An 18,965-nucleotide genomic window follows, 5' to 3' on the forward strand; every position below is an offset into this window, starting at 1 on the left:
AAGGGCGAGGTCGTCAAGACCGTCCCCGAGTCCAAGATCGTGGAGACCCTCATCGAGGAGGCCATGAAGATCGCCGAACAGATGGAGAAGGACGGTGCCGGGCCGGGGGAGCCGGCCGTCACCGTGAGCTGACCGGCACGGACCGAAGGGGGCCGAGCGTGACGATCCTGGAGAGCATCCGGGGACCACACGACCTGAAGGCGCTGTCCGAGGCGGAACTCGGTGAACTGTCCGGCGAGATACGCGCGTTCCTGGTGCAGGCGGTCGCCAGGACCGGCGGTCACCTCGGACCCAACCTGGGGGTGGTGGAGCTCACCGTCGCCCTGCACCGGGTCTTCGACTCACCGGTCGACCGCATCCTGTGGGACACCGGCCACCAGAGCTACGTCCACAAACTCCTGACCGGGCGCCAGGACTTCTCCAAGCTGCGCGGCAAGGGCGGCCTGTCCGGCTATCCGTCGCGGGAGGAGTCCGAGCACGACGTCGTCGAGAACAGCCACGCCTCCACCGCCCTCGGCTGGGCCGACGGCCTCGCCAAGGCACGCCGGGTGCGGGGGGAGGGCGGCCACGTCGTCGCCGTCGTCGGCGACGGCGCGCTGACCGGCGGCATGGCCTGGGAGGCGCTGAACAACATCGCCGCGGCCCGGGACCGGCCGCTGATCATCGTCGTCAACGACAACGAGCGCTCCTACGCGCCGACCGTCGGCGGCCTCGCCCACCACCTGGCCGCCCTGCGCACCACCGACGGCTACGAGAAGGTGCTGGCCTGGGGCAAGGACGTGCTCCGGCGCACCCCCGTCGTCGGCACCACCGTCTACGAGGCCCTGCACGGCGCGAAGAAGGGGTTCAAGGACGCCTTCGCGCCGCAGGGCCTGTTCGAGGACCTGGGCCTGAAGTACGTCGGCCCGGTCGACGGCCACGACATCGGCGCCGTCGAGTCGGCACTGCGGTGCGCGAAACGCTTCCACGGGCCGGTGCTGGTCCACTGCCTGACCGAGAAGGGCCGCGGCTACGAACCCGCCCTCGCCCACGAGGAGGACCACTTCCACACCGTCGGCGTGATGGACCCGCGCACCTGCGAGCCGCTCACCCCCTCCGGCGGGCCGTCGTGGACCTCGGTGTTCGGCGAGGAGATGGTGCGGATCGGCGAGGAACGCGAGGACGTGGTGGCGATCACGGCAGCCATGCTGCACCCGGTGGGCCTGGGCGCCTTCGCCGAGCGGTTCCCCGACCGGGTCTGGGACGTCGGCATCGCCGAGCAGCACGCGGCCGTCTCCGCCGCCGGACTGGCCACCGGCGGCCTGCACCCCGTCGTCGCCGTCTACGCCACCTTCCTCAACCGAGCCTTCGACCAACTCCTGATGGACGTGGCGCTGCACCGGTGCGGCGTGACCTTCGTGCTGGACCGGGCCGGTGTCACCGGCACCGACGGTCCCTCGCACAACGGCATGTGGGACCTGTCGGTCCTCCAGGTCGTCCCCGGACTGCGCATCGCCGCGCCCCGCGACGCCGGCCAGCTGCGCGCCCAGCTGCGCGAGGCCGTCGCCGTCGACGACGCACCCACCCTGCTGCGCTTCCCGAAGGAATCCGCCGGGCCGGAGATCCCCGCGCTGGACCGGATCGGCGGACTGGACGTCCTGCACGCGGCAGACCGGCCCGAGGTGCTGCTCGTGGCCGTCGGCGTGATGGCGCCGGTCTGCCTGAAGGCCGCCGGACTGCTGGAGGCCCGCGGCATCGGGTGCACCGTCGTCGACCCGCGCTGGGTCAAACCCGTCGACCCGGCGCTGCCGCCCCTGGCCGCCCGGCACCGGCTGGTCGCCGTCGTGGAGGACAACAGCCGCGCGGCCGGCGTCGGTTCGGCGGTGGCGCTGGCGCTGGGCGACGCCGACGTCGACGTACCGGTACGGCGGTTCGGCGTCCCGGAGCAGTTCCTGGCGCACGCCAAGCGCGCCGAGGTGCTCGCCGACATCGGTCTCACGCCCGTCGAGGTGGCCGGGCGGATCGGCGCGAGCCTGGCCGCACAGGACCAGCGGACCGTCCCGCCCGTTCAAGGAGAGAACTGAATGACCACGGAGTTCGACCTCGGCGCGCTTTTGGCCGAGCGCGGGGCCGAGCGCTACGAGCTGCACACGAGGTACCTGAACCACCAGCTCCCGCGCATGCTGCACACCATCGGCTTCGACAAGGTCTACGAGCGCGCGCAGGGCGCGTACTTCTGGGACGCGGACGGCAACGACTACCTGGACATGCTCGCCGGGTTCGGGGTGATGGGCCTGGGCCGCCACCACCCCGTCGTCCGCAAGGCGCTGCACGACGTCCTCGACGCCTCCCTCGCCGACCTCACCCGCTTCGACTGCCAGCCGCTGCCCGGACTGCTGGCCGAGAAGCTGCTGTCGTACAGCCCGCACCTGGACCGCGTGTTCTTCGGCAACAGCGGTACGGAGGCCGTCGAGGGCGCGCTGAAGTTCGCCCGGTACGCGACCGGGAAGCCGAGGGTGCTGTACTGCGAGCACGCCTTCCACGGCCTGACCACCGGCTCCCTGTCCGTCAACGGCGAGTCCGGTTTCCGTGACGGCTTCGCCCCGCTGCTGCCCGACACGGCCGTCCCGCTCGGCGACCTCGACGCGCTGGAGAGGGAGCTGAGGAAGGGCGACGTCGCCGCCCTGATCGTCGAGCCGGTCCAGGGCAAGGGCGTGTACGAGGCCCCGCCCGGCTGGCTGCGCGCCGCGCAGGAACTGCTGCACCGGCACAAGGCGCTGCTCATCGCCGACGAGGTGCAGACGGGCCTGGGCCGCACCGGCCGCTTCTACGCCTACCAGCACGAGGACGGCGTCGAACCGGACCTGGTGTGCGTGGCCAAGGCGCTGTCCGGCGGCTATGTGCCGGTGGGCGCCACGCTCGGCAAGGACTGGATCTTCAAGAAGGTCTACTCGTCGATGGACCGGGTGCTGGTCCACTCGGCGAGCTTCGGGTCCAACGCGCAGGCCATGGCGGCCGGGCTCGCCGTGCTGTCCGTCATGGACGACGAGCGGATCGTCGCCAACGCCGCCGCCACCGGGGAGCTGCTCAGGTCCCGGCTCGCCGCCCTCGTGGACAAGTACGAGCTGCTCGCCGAGGTCCGCGGCCGGGGCCTGATGATCGGCATCGAGTTCGGCCGGCCCAGGTCGCTGAAGCTGCGCAGCCGCTGGACCATGCTGCAGGCCGCCCGCAAGGGCCTGTTCGCGCAGATGGTGGTCGTCCCGCTGCTGCAACGGCACCGGATCCTCACCCAGGTCTCCGGCGACCACCTGGAGGTGATCAAACTGATTCCGCCGCTGATCATCGGTGAGCGGGAGGTGGACCGGTTCGTCGACGCCTTCACCGAGGTCATGGACGACGCCCACGAGGGCGGCGGTCTGCTGTGGGACTTCGGGAAGACGCTGGTCAAGCAGGCGGTGGCGAACCGCTGAGGCCGGACGGACCCGAGCGGCGCCTTGCCTCACAGGCAAAGAAATTGTCTTCTGGGCAAGGCTCCGGCTCAATGGAGGCATGAGCTTCCCCGCGTCCGGGCCGACCAGGCCGTCCGGGCCGTCCGGGCCGCCCGGTCCTGCCGAACCGGTGGCCGCCGTCGCGCCGCAGTTGCGCGCCCTGCGGCGGCGCGCCGGCCTCACCCTGGAGGCCGCGGCCCGCGCCGCCGGGCTGTCGCCCGCCCATCTGTCCCGCCTGGAGACCGGGCAGCGCCAGCCCTCCCTGCCGATGCTGCTCGCCCTCGCCCGGATCTACGCCACAACCGTCTCCGAGCTGCTCGGCGAGACGGTCGCGGACCGGGACGCCGTGGTCCGCGCCGCCGCCATGGAACCGACGGCCGCGGGCGGCTGGACGTACTGGCAGGCCGGTGCGCCCGGCCGCGGCATGCAGGCCCTGCGCGTCCACGTGCCCCACGGCTCCCAGGGCGACATCGTGCGCGTGCACCCGGGCGAGGAGTGGCTGTACGTCCTCGGCGGGCGGCTGCGGCTGTGCCTCGGGGACGCCACGCACCGGCTCGGCCCCGGCGACAGTGCCCATTTCGACTCGCTGACCCCGCACCGGATCGCCGCCCAGGACGCCGACGGGGTCGAGCTGCTGTTCGTCCACACCCTGCTGCAGAGCCCCACGGCCACCCTGTGCCTGGGCCCGGACCCCGAAGGAACGCCATGAGAGACATGGAAGAGAAGTTCCCGCGCGCCCTGTGGATACGGCTCATCGTCTACATCGCCGTCGGACACGTCTTCGCGGCCTTCATCTACCTGCTGTTCGAGGCCGGCGCCAAGTAGCGGCGGCCGTCGCCGGCCTCAGTCGAGCAGGCGCTCGCGCAGCCGCTCCCGGGTCTGCGGGGCGAGCTCCAGCCCCTGCGCCAGGTAGGCGTCCACGCCGCCCCACGTCTCCTCGATCGTGTCGAAGGCGGCCGCCAGGTACTCGGCGCGCGCGTCGAACAGCGGGCTGAGCAGGTCCATGACCTCGGGGGAGTAGGCGGAGGCCGACGTGCCGCTGCGGCGCACCTTGTAGCGGCGGTGCTTGGCGTTCGACTTCAGGTAGTCCTCCACGATCGCCTCGCGCTCGACGCCGAGGGCGAGCAGCGTCACCGCCACCGACAGGCCCGCGCGGTCCTTGCCGGCCGCGCAGTGCATGAGGGCGGGGACGCTGTCCTCGGCGAGCGCGTGCAGCACCCGGGAGTGCTCCGCCGTGCGCTCCTTGATGATCATGCGGTACGAGTCGATCATCCGCTGCGCGCCCTTGCCGTCCGCGAGGATCTCGCGCAGCTGGTCGAGGCCGCCGTCGCGGACCATCTTCCAGAACTCGGCGCCGTCGGCCGGGTCGGACAGCGGCAGGTTCACGTTGCGCACGCCGGGCAGCGCGACGTCCGGGCCCTCCAGCTTCTGGTCGGCCGCGTTGCGGAAGTCGAAGATCGTGTGCAGGCCCAGGGAGGAGAGGAACGCGGCGTCGTCCTCGGTCGCGTGCGCGAGGTGGCCGCTGCGGAAGAGCACTCCGTACCGCACCCGGCGCCCGTCCACCGTCGGCAGTCCGCCCACGTCGCGGAAGTTGCGCACTCCGGTCAGCTCGGGTTCGGTCGACGGGACCTGCTGCGTCACGAGGGCTCCTCCCAGTCCGTCCCACCGGCGCTGCGTGCGGCGGGCACCCTCCCGACGATACGGCATCCCTTGCCTGGGGCAATGAGTTGTCCACAGGCATGACGGGGGCGCCCGCGCGCCCTTGCCGCCGGGGCGCACCACCCCCGACGAAGGGAGGAATTAGGAGCTTGTGTCTGTATTGAGAATTTTGCTTGAGATGCCCGGATCGCCACAATCCTTACAACTCGCTCCGGAATAAAAGAATCTGAGGGGCCGACGCGTGAGGAGCGTCATATCCGTGACCGTGCGTCGCCCGTCATGCTCACGTAATTCGCACGCTCTTCAAGGGCTTTTGCGTCATGCGGCCCTCTCGGAATCGACGCAGAGTGACGTCATTTTCCCGAAAAGGATCAGGTGAAACGCCTGCCCCGGCAATCTCTTGCTTGTCCCTGTGCGTCCTGGTCGCTTACGTTCACCACCGATCCGGACGGACGCCGAATCCTGCCGCCGACCGGAGCCGCACTCACCCACCACCCGTACACGGCAGGAGCGGGGGACCCACAGGTACAACCGCCTGTTCCGGTCTCCGGAAAGGCTTGGGGTAAAGCCGCACCCCCGTGCGGCCGGGCATCTCCAGCCCGCACCCGACAGCTCACCTCGCAGGCGCCGGAGAGGAATTCGTCATGCCCGCGAAGGGTAAGCATCGCCGGCCCAAGGCCCAGCTTTTCGCCCGTACCATCGCCTTCGCCGGAACCGGTGGCGCGGCGCTCGCCCTCCCGCTCATGGGGGCCGCAGGCGCTCACGCCGCTCCTGCGCAGCCGGTTTCCGAAAAGGCCGTTCAGTCCCTTCCGGCGGCCCGGGACAACGCCGCCGGAAAGAGCGCCGGGAAGAACTCGGACGCGCGGACGTACACCGTGAAGAGCGGTGACTACCTGTCGAAGATCGCCGACGAGCAGAACGTCAGCGGCGGCTGGAAGAAGCTCTACGCCGACAACCGCGAGGCCGTCGGCGCCGACCCGTCGCTCATCCACCCCGGCCTGAAGCTCGTCATCGGCGGCAAGGCCGAGGCGGGCGCCGCCAAGTCCTCCTCCTCGGCGGCCTCCTCCGCGAAGGCCGCCGCGCCGTCGAAGCCGGCCACGCCGTCGCAGAAGCCGTCGTCGGACGCCCCCGCGAAGCAGTCCTCCTCCGATGAGGCGACCGCCCAGTCCGCCGGCACCGCGACCGCCTCCAGCGGTTTCGTGTCCCCCGTACCGGGCGGCACCGTCGGCACGCCGTACCACCAGTCGGGCAGCATGTGGTCCAGCGGCTACCACACCGGCACGGACTTCGTCGTCCCGACCGGCACCTCCCTGAAGGCCGTGGGCGCGGGCACCGTCGTCTCCGCCGGCTGGGGCGGCGCGTACGGCAACCAGGTCGTCATCAAGCTCACCGACGGCCACTACGCCCAGTACGCCCACCTGTCCTCGATCTCCGTCTCCGCCGGCCAGAGCGTCACCGCCGGCCAGCAGATCGGCCTGTCGGGCGCGACCGGCAACGTGACCGGCCCGCACCTGCACTTCGAGATCCGCACCACGCCGGACTACGGCTCCGACGTGGACCCGATCGCCTACCTGCGCTCGCACGGCGTCTCCGTCTGACGCCCGCGCCCCTCGCGCACACCGAAGGCCGGCCCCGAACCCCGGGGCCGGCCTTCGGCGTTGTCCGGCACTCGCGGCGGTGCCGCCGTATTCCGGAATTGGCGAACACTTTAGGAGTGGCTTATCTCACCGTCCGTCAACCCCTTCCTACGGTCGCGTAGGTCACATTCCAAGGTGAATGATGGGCCGATGTGGCAGACGATTCGAAGAGTGACAGCAGATCAGTGATCGGGTCGTACGTGGCGGTGGGGGACAGCTTCACCGAGGGCGTCGGCGACCCCGGACCCGACGGGAAGTTCGTCGGCTGGGCCGACCGGTTCGCCGTACTCCTCGCCGACCGCCGGCCCGAAGGCGACTTCACCTACACGAACCTCGCCGTGCGCGGCAAACTGCTCGACCAGATCGTGGCGGACCAGGTGCCCCGTGCCGTCGAGCTGGCGCCGGATCTGGTCTCGTTCTGCGCGGGCGGCAACGACATCATCCGCCCCGGCACCGACCCGGACGAGGTGGCCGAACGGTTCGAGCGGGCGGTCGCCGCGCTGAGTGCCGCGGCCGGCACCGTGATGGTGACGACCGGCTTCGACACCCGCGGGGTGCCCCTGCTCAAACACCTGCGCGGCAAGATCGCCACCTACAACGGGCACGTGCGGGCCATCGCCGACCGGTACGGCTGCCCGGTGCTCGACCTGTGGTCGCTGCGCAGCGTGCAGGACCGCCGGGCCTGGGACGCCGACCGGCTGCACCTGTCGCCCGAGGGGCACACGCGCGTGGCCCTGCGCGCCGGCCAGGTGCTCGGCCTCCCGGTGCCCGCGGACCCCGAACAGCCCTGGCCGCCGCTGCCGCCGCGCGGCACCCTCGACGTCCGGCGGGACGACGTCCAGTGGGCCCGCGAGTACCTGGTGCCGTGGATCGGGCGCCGGCTGCGGGGCCAGTCGTCGGGCGACCACGTGACGCCCAAGGGGACGCTCTCCCCGGAGGACATCCGCATGCGGATCGCGGCGGTGGCCTGAGGGGGGGGCGGGCGGACCGGCCCCTGTACTGCGCGGTGCCCGCGCCACTCCTGCCTGCCCGCCCGCTCCACCCGCTCAGCCGGTGCCGGACCGCCGGGTGCCCTCCGCGGGGCGCCCGGCGGCCGTCCGCGGCAGGCCGTGCGGGTCGCGCAGATCGCAGGAGTCCTTGAACCCCTGACTCGTCAGGCCGAGCGCCGCGTTGATGCGCGAGCGCAGGTTCTCCACGGCGACCATGGCCGTCAGCTCCACGAAGGCCGGCTCGCCCAGCCGCGCGCACAGCCGTTCCGCCAGGTCGTCCGTCACGACGGGCGGGGTCGCCGTCATCGCCTCGGCGTACTCCATGACGTCCCGCTCCAGCGGCGTATAGGCGTCGCTGTCCCGCCACAGCGGCACGTCACGCAGCTTGCGCGGGTCCATGCCGCGCTCGGCGTTCTCCCAGAAGCCGAAGTCCATGCACCACGAGCAGCCGATCGACGCCGCGGACGCCATCACGGCGAGTGCCTTCAGGTCGGCGTCGAGCTTGTCCCACTTCGCCACGGACTGCTCGAACCGCAGGTCGCCCCAGAGCACGCGCGGATTGTGGGCGAGCGCCCTGCCGGGATCGATGACCTTGCCGTACATGCGCCTGGAGTACCACTCCATGACGCGGAAGAGCAGCGTCCGGGGCGGGGTGAGGGATACGCGGGCCATGGGCCACCTCCTGGTGTGCGGGACTCCGAACCGAGCCGGGCGCGCCGTGCGGGCGCCTCACCGGTACGACGGGAGGAGGGGGCGTGGATGTGACATGCGGTGCGGCGGCTGTTGGGAGGGGGGAGGGGGCGGTCGCCGTGGGAGGGTCCTCGAATCCGTTGCCGGAGGGGGCGGCTGCCGTGGGAGGGGGCCGGGCCCGTTGCCGGAAGGACCGGCCATAATGAGGGCCCCATCCACTCCGTCCGGAGGTGCCGTGGCCGCCGTCCGATTCCCCAGCTCCGGGCCGCGTGTGCCGCGGCCCGCGGCCTTCGGCAGGGACCCGGGCGGCGAGCGCCTGGCCCGTATTCACGCCTCACCGCACTTCGCCGACGGCGTCTTCCGCAATCCGGGCGGTCCCACCCGGACCCGCCCTTCCGGAGCGGGCAGGGACTTCGCGAAGCTCTACTTCGACAAGGACGCGCGGCGGCGCCGCACCCCCCGGGGCACGGTGCCGGTGCACGCCACGACGCTCGCCGACCTCGCCCGGCCACCCGCCACCGGGCTGCGCCTGACCTGGCTCGGGCATGCGAGCGTGCTGGCCGAGATCGACGGGCAGCGGGTGCTGTTCGACCCGGTGTGGGGTGAGCGCTGCTCCCCCTTCGCGTTCGCCGGGCCCCGGCGGCTGCACCCGGTGCCGCTGCCCCTGGCCGCGCTCGGCCCGGTCGACGTCGTCGTCATCTCGCACGACCACTACGACCATCTGGACATGCCCACCATCAAGGCGCTGGCCGGCACGGACGTCCTCTTCGCCGTGCCCCTCGGCGTCGGCGCCCACCTCGAACACTGGGGCGTGCCCGCGGACCGGCTGCGCGAACTGGACTGGCACGAGTCGACCCGGATCGGCGGCCTCACCCTCACCGCGACCCCGGCCCGCCACTTCTGCGGCCGAGGGCTGCGCAACGCCCAGCACACGCTCTGGGCCTCCTGGGTCGTCGCCGGCGAGCGGCACCGCGTCTACCACAGCGGCGACACCGGTTACTTCGACGGCTTCCGGGACATCGGCGCCGCACACGGCCCGTTCGACGCCACGATGATCCAGACAGGGGCCTACTCGGATTACTGGCCCGAGAACCACACGGGCCGTACGCCGCTGCCCGGCCCGTGGCCGGACATCCACATGAACCCCTCGCAAGGGATCCAGAGCCACCTGGACCTGCAGCAAGGCCGGCCGAGCGGTGTCATGCTGCCGATCCACTGGGGAACGTTCAACCTCTCGTTGCATCCGTGGGCCGAACCCGGGGAGTGGACGCTGGCCGCAGCCGGCGCGGTCGGTCAGGCGCTCGCCGTCCCTGTACCGGGCGAGCCCTTCGAGCCTGCCGGGGCCCTCCCCACGCGCCCTTGGTGGCGGGATGTGTCCCTGCCGCTGAACCGCGAGTGGCCCGTCCCGGAGATCGATCCGGTGGCGTCCCGTGACGACCTCGGCCTCGTGGGCGAGAGCTGACCGGGGACGGGTCCGAGCGCGTGACGGAAGTCCCCGCGACCATGTCGGGGACGGAGCTCGTAACGCCACCCACTCACACTCTGGTTACGGCGACCTCGTCGAGGGCCGTCTCGCCGGCCGTCGGGACGTCACCTGGTGTCCTCGCAGGCCCGGAAGGGCGGTCCGGGCAGAGGTCACGACGGGCGGCCGGGCGTGAGCCTCTCGTACACCGTCACTCTCCGGCCGCGGACCTGCTCGTCGGTCACCGGCGTGAAGTACTTCCGCAACGTGGAGATCTTCGTCTTGTCCCCGGCCGACCTCACCGGCTTCGACACCTCCGCCGCGTCGGTGACGAGAACGATGCGCTGTCGCGCGAGCATCTCCGTCCGGATGCGTGCCGGGTCCCACTCCACGCCCTTCAGCGTTCCGGAACGCTCCGGGGTCTCCTCCAGGGCGATGTCCTGGAGATCCGTGAACGCGTGCGGGGAGACCATCCGGGTGTCCCGCCGTGCCGCCGGGACGAAGAGTACGGCGTCCTCGGGCTCCTTCAGCCGCTCCACCCGCGCCGCCGCTGTCAGGACGTCGTCCACGCGGCTCTGCGGCGAGCGTTTCGCCAGCGCCTGCGGCAGCAGAGCGGCCGACGCGACGGCGACCGCGGCGGGAAGGACCCACCGTGACGCGCTCCACGACCACCGGGACACCGCCCGCACGAGCGCGCCGAGAACGACACCGGTCATCAGGGCCAGGCCCAGCAGGCTGAACAGGACGTACCGGTCCACGAACAGTGGCTTGAACAGGGAGATCCCGACGAGACCGAGCTGCGGAACCGCAAGCAGCGGCAGCCCGACGGCCGCTGCCGAGAGCCGTCCTGCCCGGGGACGGTCCAGGAGGGCCCCGAGCCCGGCGATCGCCAGCAGGACCGCCGGTCCGGTCAACACGTGCCAGGTCAGCGGAGGTATCCAGGACACCTGACCGGACTGAGTCCGACTGAAGAGGACCAGTGGTGCGGCGCCTGTCGTCGCGGCCGTGGACGACACGGCCCAGCGGGCCCACGTCCCGCGCGCGACACGTGCCCACGCCAGAGTCGACAGGTGCGCGGGCAGGATCAGCAACGAGAGCCAGTTCAGCAGGCCGCACACGAGGACCGTGCAGCCGTAGACGGCCCAGTACGTCCACCGGTCCCGTCGTCCCTGCAGCATCGCCACGAGCAGCAGTGTCGAGAGCCCGGCCCCGGCCGCCACCAGGGCGTACGGACGGCCTTCCTGGAGGTGGAACTGCACGGAGGGAAGCAGTCCGAACGCCATGCCTCCGCCCAAGCCCGCCGGCACCCCGGCCAACCGCCGTCCGAGCGCCGCCACACACGCCGCTCCCACCGCGACGGCCAGTACGGAGGGCAGCCGCAACACCGTGGTCGAAGGGCCGAAGCACTCGAACAGCCCGTGCATGATGAGGTAGTAGAGACCATGCACGGCGTCGACGTGCTCCAGCATGCACACGATCTCGCCGGTGGACCGGAGGGCGACCTGCCAGGTCGCGGCCTCGTCCCGCCAGACACTGTGCTGCCGCGACAGCCCCCACAGGCCGAGCGCGACGGTCCAGAGGAACGGAATCAGCCAGACGGGAAAGTGGCAGCGCCGAAGACGGACAGCCGTCGATTTCGTCAATGTCGGTCCGCCCCCGGCCGGTCAATTCCAGGCAATCATTCGCACTGTGTGGTGTTCGGCATGAATCCGAGTGGCGGAGAGGCCGGCAGCGCGGACATGACCTTACCGGGAAGGTTCACTCCGCACGCTTCGTGTGAGGCGGATCACGGGAGCCTCCGGCTGCGTCAAACGCCGCCTCTGGCGGAATAAGTAATTCCCCTTTAGTGAGGGGCGCCGCCGAACCGGCGCCGCGTGCGTGGGCGGAGCAGGGGAGTGGGTGAAGGGTGTCGCTGGGGGAGGCGGGGCAAGCGGGTGTGCCGTCTCGGCCGCGTACCCGTGGCGCCGCCGGTGTGCCGAGGGCGCAGCCGGAACGGGCAGGTGATCTCGGCCTCGCGGGCGAGCGGTGACGTCGACCGGGGAGTGACCTCGCCGAGGCCGGCCTCTTGACCTCTGTGGTTCCGGCCACTAATTTGCGGTGGACGTCGACCCATGACCGCGGAAAGGAGGCGACCGGCGGATGTACACCAGCTCCGATCTCGGCCGCCTTGCCCGCCGCACGGTCTGGATTCCGGGTCGTATCGCGCACGGCTGCTGAACGCGCCGTTCTGATGTGCCCGTTCGTGGCACATTCCAGGTTTTCCTTCACCTTTTCCCGGCACGTCGCTGACGCGTGCCGTGGTGCGCCCGCTCCTCTCCTGTGGCGCGTCCGAACACAGAAAGCTGCCTGACATTGGCGAACACGACGAACCGACCGATCGCGCACCGAAATGAAGGTCTGGCATGGTAGCGGCGCGGATCACGGTCAACGGGAAAGAAACACCCATCTCACCGGCAGCGCCCCACACCACTGTGCTGGATTTCCTGCGCGAGCGTGGCCTCACCGGCACCAAGGAGGGCTGCGCCGAAGGTGAATGCGGCGCCTGTTCGGTGCTGGTGGCCCGCCCCGGGGTGAACAAGCCCACCGACTGGGTGGCGGTCAACGCCTGCCTCGTCCCGGCCGCGGCGCTCGACGGCCAGGAGGTCGTCACCGCGGAAGGTCTCGCCACCGCCGGTGAACCCGGCAGGCCGCCCGTCCTGCACCCGGTGCAGGAGGAGATGGCCCTCCGCGGCGGCTCCCAATGCGGTTACTGCACACCGGGTTTCGTCTGCAGCATGGCGGCCGAGTACTACCGGCCCGACCGCTGCGCGCACGCGGACCCGGCCGAGGGCGCCGGCGCCGAGCACGGCCCGAACGGTTTCGATCTGCACGCGCTGAGCGGAAACCTGTGCCGCTGCACCGGTTACCGCCCGATCCGCGATGCCGCGTTCGCCGTCAGGGAACCCGACGGCGAGGACCCGCTCGCACAGCGCCGCGAACAGGCCCCGCCCGCCCCGGTCGCCACCGAGTACACCCGGGACGGCAGCGTGTTCCTGCGGAAGAGCACCCTGGCCGAAACGCTGGAGGTGCTGCGCGAGCGGCCCGGCGCGGTGGTGGTCGCCGGCTCCACCGACTGGGGCGTGGAGGTCAACATCCGCTCCCGCCGGGCGGATTGCGTGGTCGCCGTCGACCGGCTGCCCGAACTGCGGGAGCTGCGCGTCCGGCCCGGCTTCATCGAGATCGGGGCGGCGCTGACGCTCACCGAGATCGAGCGCCGCCTCGACGGCGAAGTCCCGCTGCTGGCGCAGCTGTTCCCGCAGTTCGCGTCCCGGCTCATCCGCAACAGTGCGACCCTCGGCGGCAACCTGGGTACCGGTTCCCCCATCGGCGACAGCCCGCCGGTGCTGCTCGCGCTGGAGGCGTCGGTGGTGCTCGCCGGTGCCGACGGGGAGCGCGAGGTGCCGCTGGCGGACTACTTCACCGGCTACCGGCAGAGCGTGCGCCGTCCCGGCGAGCTGATCCGCACGGTGCGCATCCCGCTGCCGCTGTCGCCGGTCGCGGCCTTCCACAAGATCGCCAAGCGGCGCTTCGACGACATCTCCAGTGTGGCGGTCGCTTTCGCGCTCGATCTCGAGGACGGGATCGTCCGCAAGGCACGCATCGGCCTGGGCGGCGTGGCCGCCACCCCGATCCGCGCCCTCGCCACCGAGGCGGCCCTGGAGGGCGAGCCATGGGCGGCGGAGACGGTCGAGGCCGCGGCCCGGGTGCTGCGGGACGAAGGCACGCCGATGAACGATCACCGTGCCAGCGCCGAGTACCGCTCCGCGATGCTCGGCCAGAGCCTGCTGAAGCTGTACGCGCAGACCACCGAGGCGGTGCCGTCATGAGCCACTTGTCCGAGCGTCCCGAGAAGCCTGTCGTCGGCGTCCCGGTGCCGCACGAGAGCGCCGTCCTGCACGTCACCGGCACCGCGCTCTACACCGACGACCTGGTCCACCGCACCAAGGACGTGCTGCACGCCTACCCGGTCCAGGTCATGAAGGCCCACGGCAGGATCACCGCGCTGCGCACCGAGCCCGCGCTCGCCGTGCCCGGCGTGGTCCGCGTGCTGACCGCCGCCGACGTGCCCGGTGTCAACGACGCGGGGATGAAGCACGACGAACCGCTCTTCCCCGACGAGGTCATGTTCCACGGCCACGCGGTCGCCTGGGTGCTCGGCGAGACCCTGGAGGCGGCCCGGCTCGGCGCGGCGGCCGTCGAGGTGGAACTCGACGAGCTGCCCTCCCTGGTCACGCTGGAGGAGGCGATCGCGGCGGGCAGTTTCCACGGTGCCCGGCCCGTGCTGCTGACCGGCGACGTCGACGCCGGATTCGCCGACTCCGCGCACGTGTTCACCGGCGAGCTGCACTTCTCCGACCAGGAACACTTCTACCTGGAGACGCACGCGGCGCTGGCCTATGTCGACGAGGCCGAGCAGGTGTTCGTCCAGAGCAGCACCCAGCACCCTTCGGAGACCCAGGAGATCGTCGCGCACGTGCTCGGGCTGCACAGCCACGAGGTGACCGTGCAGTGCCTGCGGATGGGCGGCGGCTTCGGCGGCAAGGAGATGCAGCCGCACGGGTTCGCGGCCGTCGCCGCGCTCGGAGCCAAGCTGACCGGCCGGCCGGTCCGCGTGCGGCTCAACCGGACCCAGGACCTGACCATGTCCGGCAAGCGGCACGGATTCCACGCCGCGTGGAAGATCGGCTTCGACGCCGACGGCCGCATCCGGGCCCTGGACGCCACCCTGACCGCGGACGGCGGCTGGAGCCTGGACCTGTCCGAGCCGGTGGTGGCCCGCGCGCTGTGCCACATCGACAACACCTACTTCCTTCCCAACGCCCGCGTCACCGGCCGCATCGCCAAGACCAACAAGGTCTCCAACACCGCCTTCCGCGGCTTCGGCGGACCGCAGGGCATGCTGGTGATCGAGGACATCATGGGCCGGTGCGCGCCGCTGCTCGGCCTGGACCCGATGGAGCTGCGGGAGCGCAACTTCTACCGGCCGGGCCAGTCGACGCCGTACGGGCAGCCGGTCACGCACCCCGAACGGATCTCCGCCGTCTGGGAGCGGGTCAAGGACGACGCCGGCATCGCCGACCGCCGGCGCGAGATCGCCGCCTTCAACGCCGCGCACCCGCACACCAAGCGGGCACTGGCTCTCACCGGCCTCAAGTTCGGCATCTCGTTCAACCTCACCGCCTTCAACCAGGGCGGCGCGCTGGTGCTGGTCTACAAGGACGGCTCGGTCCTGATCAACCACGGCGGCACCGAGATGGGCCAGGGCCTGCACACCAAGATGCTCCAGGTGGCCGCGACCACGCTGGGCATCCCGCTGCACAAGGTGCGCCTCGCCCCGACGCGCACCGACAAGGTGCCCAACACCTCCGCCACCGCCGCCAGTTCCGGGGCGGACCTCAACGGCGCGGCGGTGAAGAACGCCTGCGAGCAGGTGCGTGAACGGCTGCTGCGGGTGGCCGCCACCCAGCTCGGCTCGAACGCCTCGGACGTGCGCATCGTCGACGGCGTCGCACGCGCCCTGGGCAGCGACAAGGAGCTGGCCTGGGACGACCTGGTGCGCACCGCGTACTTCCAGCGGGTCCAGCTGTCGGCGGCCGGTTTCTACCGGACCGAGGGCCTGCACTGGGACGCGAAGACGTTCAGGGGCTCGCCGTTCAAGTACTTCGCCCATGGCGCCGCCGCGGCCGAGGTGGAGGTGGACGGCTTCACCGGCGCGTACCGCATCCGGCGCGTGGACATCGTGCACGACGTCGGCGACAGCCTGTCCCCGATGATCGACATCGGTCAGATCGAGGGCGGCTTCGTGCAGGGCGCGGGCTGGCTGACCCTGGAGGACCTGCGCTGGGACACCGGTGACGGACCGGACCGCGGCCGGCTGCTCACCCAGGCCGCGAGCACCTACAAGCTGCCGAGCTTTTCGGAGATGCCCGAGGAGTTCCACGTCACGCTGCTGGAGAACGCCACCGAGGAGGGCGCGGTCTACGGGTCCAAGGCGGTGGGCGAGCCTCCGCTGATGCTGGCGTTCTCGGTGCGGGAGGCGTTGCGGCAGGCCGCCGCCGCGTTCGGGCCGAGCGGAATCAGTGTCGAGCTGGCCTCGCCCGCGACGCCGGAGGCGGTGTACTGGGCGATCCAGGCGGCCCGCCGGGGCGATGCCTCCCGCAACGGTCACGTCCGGGGCGGGGCCGCCGGCGACAGCCACGCCGGAAACGGGCCCGCCGACGGCACCAACCGGACCGACGCGGAAGCGCTGAGCGGTGCCTGACATGACCTGGGTCGCCGCGGTCGCACGGTTGCGGGCACGCCGGGAGCCCGGCGTGCTGGTGACGGTTGCGACCGTGCGCGGCCACGCCCCGCGCGACGCCGGCGCGAAACTCGTGGTGGGGCGGACCGGGACGTGGGGGTCGATCGGCGGCGGCAACGTCGAGGCCGTCGCGATCGACCGGGCCCGGGAGATGATCGCCGCGTCCGAGGCGGAGCCGGAGCTGATCGACTTCGCCCTGAACGACAAGGTGACCAACCGGCACGGCGTGCAGTGCTGCGGCGGCACGGTCTCGGTGCTGCTCGAACCGCTGCCGGTGGTACGGGCGGTGGCGATCTTCGGCGTCGGGCACGTCGGGCTGGAACTGGCGCGCATCCTGGCACGTCAGGACCTCGACCTCCATCTGGTCGACAGCCGCTCCGACGTCCTCGCCGAGGAGCGGCTCGGCGTGCTGGCGGACGCGGTGGCGCAGGTGCACGTGCACCACACGCCGCTGCTGCCCGAGGAGGTGCTGGAGGTCCTGCCGCGCGGCACCCACGTCCTGATCATGACCCATGATCACGCCGAGGACGCCGCGCTGTGCGACGCCGCCTTGCGCACCCCCCACCTCGGCTCCATCGGGCTGATCGGGTCGGCGGCCAAGTGGGCGCGGTTCCGCAGCCGCCTGGCCGCCGAGGGCGGTCACGACGAGGCCGCCATCGACCGGATCAAGACCCCGATCGGGCTGGCCGGCATCACCGGCAAGGAACCCGCGACCATCGCCGTGAGCGTCGCCGCCGATCTGCTGCGCACCTTCGGGACGGAGGGGGACTGACACTCCCGCCGGACCGGCGAAGGCGCCCCGCGCTCCGCCCGGCACCGGCCCGGACCCCGCCGGGAGCCGCGGTGACCGCCGGGACCCTCCTCCCGAGGAGCCCCGGACCGGCGAGGGCGGCCCTCACCGGCCTCGCCGCGTTCCGGCCGCCTGTCATGGTGTTCCGGCCGCCCGTCACGGTGCAGGCGCCCGGTGGAGAAGAGGCCCGCCGGCCCGGCGCGCCGCGGGGGAGCCGTCGCCGACGGGGATCAGGACGTGCGTCGGCGGCGGCGCGCTGTCGTCGACCCAGGCGGTGAACTCCTTGCCGTCGTCGTGGCAGATGAACTGCACGACCTGGCGGCCCGCGGCGGCGGCCCGGATGAGCCCGCCGGTGGTGGCCCACATACCGGAGAGGTAGAAGTTCTCCAGTCCCGGGAGGGCCGGGCCGTACTTCTTGACCTGTTCCTCCATCGTCTCGCCGCTCTCCACGAAGGGCTGCCAGCCCAGGACGGTCCCGTCGTGGTTGCCGGTGTAGCGGACCTGGGTGAGCGGCGTCGCCAGGTCGCGGACCGCGATCGCCTCCCGCAGCCCGGGGAACCGCTCGTCCAGGAACGTCACCAGGGCGTCGCGCACCTGGTGCTTGGCCCGGTAGTACTCGCGTCCGTGCCGCAAGGGGCGGGTGTGCACGGTCTCCCCCCGGTACCGGCGGGTCCGCTGCTCCGGCTGTCCCGTGTTCAGGGAGCGCCAGGGGGCGATGTCGGAGAAGTAGGTCGCGTAGACCACCGTCGTGTCCTTCGGGGACAGTTCGGGGAAGTGCCTGCTGCGGAACTGCACGTTGATGCTGGGGTGCCGGATGCCGGTCAGCTGCGACGCGGTCTTCTCGTCCAGGAGGTAGGTGGTGCACGGCTCGCCCTGCGGGAAGGGGCGGTCGAGGCCGAGGAAGAGCATGACGTAACCGGGGAACACCATGCCCGGCTGCTCGATCGTGCGGGTGTACAGCTCCCGGTAGCCGTCGTCGAGGTAGCGGCCGCCCAGGAGCTTCATCACGGTGGTGGGGCCGTCGCAGGCGGAGACGACGATGTCGGAGCGGAACTCGCGTCCGTCGCAGAGCCGCACCCCGACCGCACGGTCGTCCTCGACCAGCACCTCCTCCACCTTGGCGTTGTAGGTGATCTCCCCGCCCAGGCGCCGGTAGCGCTGTTCGATCGACCGCGCCAGCCCCAGGGAGCCGCCCTCGGGCACGCCCGCGGACAGGCCGGCGTGCGCGGCCAGCTGGAAGTAGAACGGCAGGACGGGGAAGTTGGGGTGCTTCTCGTAGAGGATGAAGTTGAACGCCTCCCGCAGCAGCGGGTCCTTGAACCTCGCGGAGTAGTCCGTCATCAGCACCGCCATCGACTTGCGGATGACGTTGAGGTAGGGCAGGAACGCGGCCAGCGCGCGCCACCGTTCGAAGCGTCCCATCAGGCTCAGCGGCTTGAGGAAGGGGTAGACGGCCAGGCACTTGCGGAACCGGCGCAGCCCGGCGCAGAAGTCGCGGATCAGCCGGGCGTCCGGGGGCGAGAGGTCCAGCAGGTGCCGCTCCAGCCGGTCCGGGTCGGAGTAGAAGTACACCGCTCTGCCGTCGCGGCCGCGCACGATGTTGAAGACGTCGAAGTGCCGCATCTCCTTTCCCTGCAGGGCGCCCAGTTCGAGCCAGATCTGGTGCATCTCGTTCCCGGGCCCGTTGCCGAGCAGCCAGCTGATGCAGCAGTCGAAGGTGTAGTCGCCGCGGTCCCAGGCGGTGCAGCAGCCGCCGGGGATCTCGTGCATCTCGAAGATCCGGGTCCGGTAGCCGTTCATCTGCGCGTAGCAGCCGGTGGACAGGCCGCCCAGGCCGCCGCCGACGATGATCATCGATTCTCTGTCCCGCCGTCGCGGAGCCATGGCCGATGCCCTTCTCACGTCCGTCGCTCGGTCTGTCGCTCACGCCC

14 protein-coding genes, 1 pseudogene and 1 riboswitch are annotated in these 18,965 nt (G+C 71.5%); of the genes and pseudogenes, 11 read left to right on the forward strand and 4 right to left on the reverse strand.

The annotated features are described in order from the left end of the window. From ABZ340_RS05525 to ABZ340_RS05545, 5 genes and pseudogenes are all read left to right on the forward strand, one after another. Window positions 1-132: pseudogene (locus tag ABZ340_RS05525) on the forward strand (4-hydroxy-3-methylbut-2-en-1-yl diphosphate synthase); the annotation flags it as partial. Window positions 133-158: 26 nt separating this feature from the next. Further along, on the forward strand, window positions 159-2,063 hold the full coding sequence (dxs, locus tag ABZ340_RS05530) for a 1-deoxy-D-xylulose-5-phosphate synthase (RefSeq protein ID WP_358780441.1): 1,905 nt from the start codon (window positions 159-161) through the stop codon (window positions 2,061-2,063). Next, entirely contained in the window at window positions 2,064-3,449 is a 1,386-nt protein-coding gene (locus tag ABZ340_RS05535) for an aspartate aminotransferase family protein (protein ID WP_358780442.1), read from the forward strand. Between the two features lie 79 nt (window positions 3,450-3,528). Further along, window positions 3,529-4,176 carry an XRE family transcriptional regulator gene (locus ABZ340_RS05540; RefSeq protein WP_358780443.1) on the forward strand — a complete coding sequence of 216 codons (648 nt, stop codon included), beginning with the start codon at window positions 3,529-3,531 and terminating at the stop codon, window positions 4,174-4,176. Next, complete coding sequence (locus tag ABZ340_RS05545) at window positions 4,173-4,292, forward strand: DUF6126 family protein (protein ID WP_358780444.1); 120 nt, start codon at window positions 4,173-4,175, stop codon at window positions 4,290-4,292. The genes ABZ340_RS05540 and ABZ340_RS05545 overlap by 4 nt, the downstream gene beginning before the upstream one ends. Before the next feature lie 18 nt (window positions 4,293-4,310). On the opposite strand, the gene ABZ340_RS05550 is transcribed toward ABZ340_RS05545, so the two are convergent. Next, a complete protein-coding gene (locus ABZ340_RS05550) occupies window positions 4,311-5,108 on the reverse strand; it encodes a tyrosine-protein phosphatase (RefSeq protein ID WP_358780445.1) in 798 nt (265 codons plus the stop codon). A gap of 500 nt (window positions 5,109-5,608) precedes the next feature. Then, a riboswitch (cyclic di-AMP (ydaO/yuaA leader) is annotated at window positions 5,609-5,766 on the forward strand. Window positions 5,767-5,770: 4 nt separating this feature from the next. On the opposite strand from ABZ340_RS05550, the gene ABZ340_RS05555 reads away from it, so the two are divergent. Next, window positions 5,771-6,724 carry a peptidoglycan DD-metalloendopeptidase family protein gene (locus tag ABZ340_RS05555; RefSeq protein WP_358780446.1) on the forward strand — a complete coding sequence of 318 codons (954 nt, stop codon included), beginning with the start codon at window positions 5,771-5,773 and terminating at the stop codon, window positions 6,722-6,724. Window positions 6,725-6,948: 224 nt separating this feature from the next. After that, window positions 6,949-7,734, forward strand: coding sequence for an SGNH/GDSL hydrolase family protein (locus tag ABZ340_RS05560; RefSeq protein ID WP_358780553.1), 786 nt, complete (start codon window positions 6,949-6,951; stop codon window positions 7,732-7,734). Between the two features lie 75 nt (window positions 7,735-7,809). Here the strand turns inward: ABZ340_RS05560 and ABZ340_RS05565 are convergent, their stop codons facing one another. Then, window positions 7,810-8,424, reverse strand: a complete 615-nt coding sequence (locus ABZ340_RS05565) for a carboxymuconolactone decarboxylase family protein (protein ID WP_358780447.1) — start codon at window positions 8,422-8,424, stop codon at window positions 7,810-7,812. 253 nt (window positions 8,425-8,677) lie between these two features. Between ABZ340_RS05565 and ABZ340_RS05570 the strand changes: the two genes are divergently transcribed. Then, entirely contained in the window at window positions 8,678-9,904 is a 1,227-nt protein-coding gene (locus ABZ340_RS05570; RefSeq protein WP_358780448.1) for an MBL fold metallo-hydrolase, read from the forward strand. A gap of 173 nt (window positions 9,905-10,077) precedes the next feature. Here the strand turns inward: ABZ340_RS05570 and ABZ340_RS05575 are convergent, their stop codons facing one another. Then, complete coding sequence (locus ABZ340_RS05575) at window positions 10,078-11,547, reverse strand: glycosyltransferase family 39 protein (protein ID WP_358780449.1); 1,470 nt, start codon at window positions 11,545-11,547, stop codon at window positions 10,078-10,080. Window positions 11,548-12,306: 759 nt separating this feature from the next. Between ABZ340_RS05575 and ABZ340_RS05580 the strand changes: the two genes are divergently transcribed. The 3 genes from ABZ340_RS05580 to xdhC are packed head-to-tail and all read left to right on the forward strand — an operon-like array spanning window position 12,307 to window position 17,016. After that, window positions 12,307-13,770 carry an FAD binding domain-containing protein gene (locus tag ABZ340_RS05580; protein ID WP_358780450.1) on the forward strand — a complete coding sequence of 488 codons (1,464 nt, stop codon included), beginning with the start codon at window positions 12,307-12,309 and terminating at the stop codon, window positions 13,768-13,770. Continuing rightward, window positions 13,767-16,205 (forward strand): xanthine dehydrogenase molybdopterin binding subunit, encoded by a 2,439-nt coding sequence (gene xdhB, locus ABZ340_RS05585; RefSeq protein WP_358780451.1) that lies wholly within the window; start codon window positions 13,767-13,769, stop codon window positions 16,203-16,205. Before ABZ340_RS05580 ends, xdhB begins: the two co-directional genes overlap by 4 nt. 1 nt (window position 16,206) lies before the next feature. Further along, window positions 16,207-17,016 carry a xanthine dehydrogenase accessory protein XdhC gene (xdhC, locus tag ABZ340_RS05590; RefSeq protein ID WP_358780452.1) on the forward strand — a complete coding sequence of 270 codons (810 nt, stop codon included), beginning with the start codon at window positions 16,207-16,209 and terminating at the stop codon, window positions 17,014-17,016. Window positions 17,017-17,190: 174 nt separating this feature from the next. Here the strand turns inward: xdhC and ABZ340_RS05595 are convergent, their stop codons facing one another. Beyond that, window positions 17,191-18,888 (reverse strand): NAD(P)/FAD-dependent oxidoreductase, encoded by a 1,698-nt coding sequence (locus ABZ340_RS05595; protein ID WP_358780453.1) that lies wholly within the window; start codon window positions 18,886-18,888, stop codon window positions 17,191-17,193. Between the last annotated feature and the right edge of the window lie 77 nt (window positions 18,889-18,965).

Origin of the sequence: Streptomyces sp. NPDC006134 (assembly GCF_040628835.1) — a bacterium.
GTDB lineage: Bacteria > Actinomycetota > Actinomycetes > Streptomycetales > Streptomycetaceae > Streptomyces.

What these genes read in the sequence shown, in the direction of transcription:
- ABZ340_RS05540 (WP_358780443.1), top strand. Translation starts at nt 3,529, where the DNA reads ATGAGCTTCCCCGCGTCCGGGCCGACCAGGCCGTCCGGGCCGTCCGGG.
- ABZ340_RS05565 (WP_358780447.1), bottom strand. Translation starts at nt 8,424, where the DNA reads ATGGCCCGCGTATCCCTCACCCCGCCCCGGACGCTGCTCTTCCGCGTC.
- ABZ340_RS05545 (WP_358780444.1), top strand. Translation starts at nt 4,173, where the DNA reads ATGAGAGACATGGAAGAGAAGTTCCCGCGCGCCCTGTGGATACGGCTC.
- xdhC (WP_358780452.1), top strand. Translation starts at nt 16,207, where the DNA reads ATGACCTGGGTCGCCGCGGTCGCACGGTTGCGGGCACGCCGGGAGCCC.
- ABZ340_RS05580 (WP_358780450.1), top strand. Translation starts at nt 12,307, where the DNA reads ATGGTAGCGGCGCGGATCACGGTCAACGGGAAAGAAACACCCATCTCA.
- ABZ340_RS05535 (WP_358780442.1), top strand. Translation starts at nt 2,064, where the DNA reads ATGACCACGGAGTTCGACCTCGGCGCGCTTTTGGCCGAGCGCGGGGCC.
- ABZ340_RS05595 (WP_358780453.1), bottom strand. Translation starts at nt 18,888, where the DNA reads ATGATCATCGTCGGCGGCGGCCTGGGCGGCCTGTCCACCGGCTGCTAC.
- xdhB (WP_358780451.1), top strand. Translation starts at nt 13,767, where the DNA reads ATGAGCCACTTGTCCGAGCGTCCCGAGAAGCCTGTCGTCGGCGTCCCG.
- ABZ340_RS05555 (WP_358780446.1), top strand. Translation starts at nt 5,771, where the DNA reads ATGCCCGCGAAGGGTAAGCATCGCCGGCCCAAGGCCCAGCTTTTCGCC.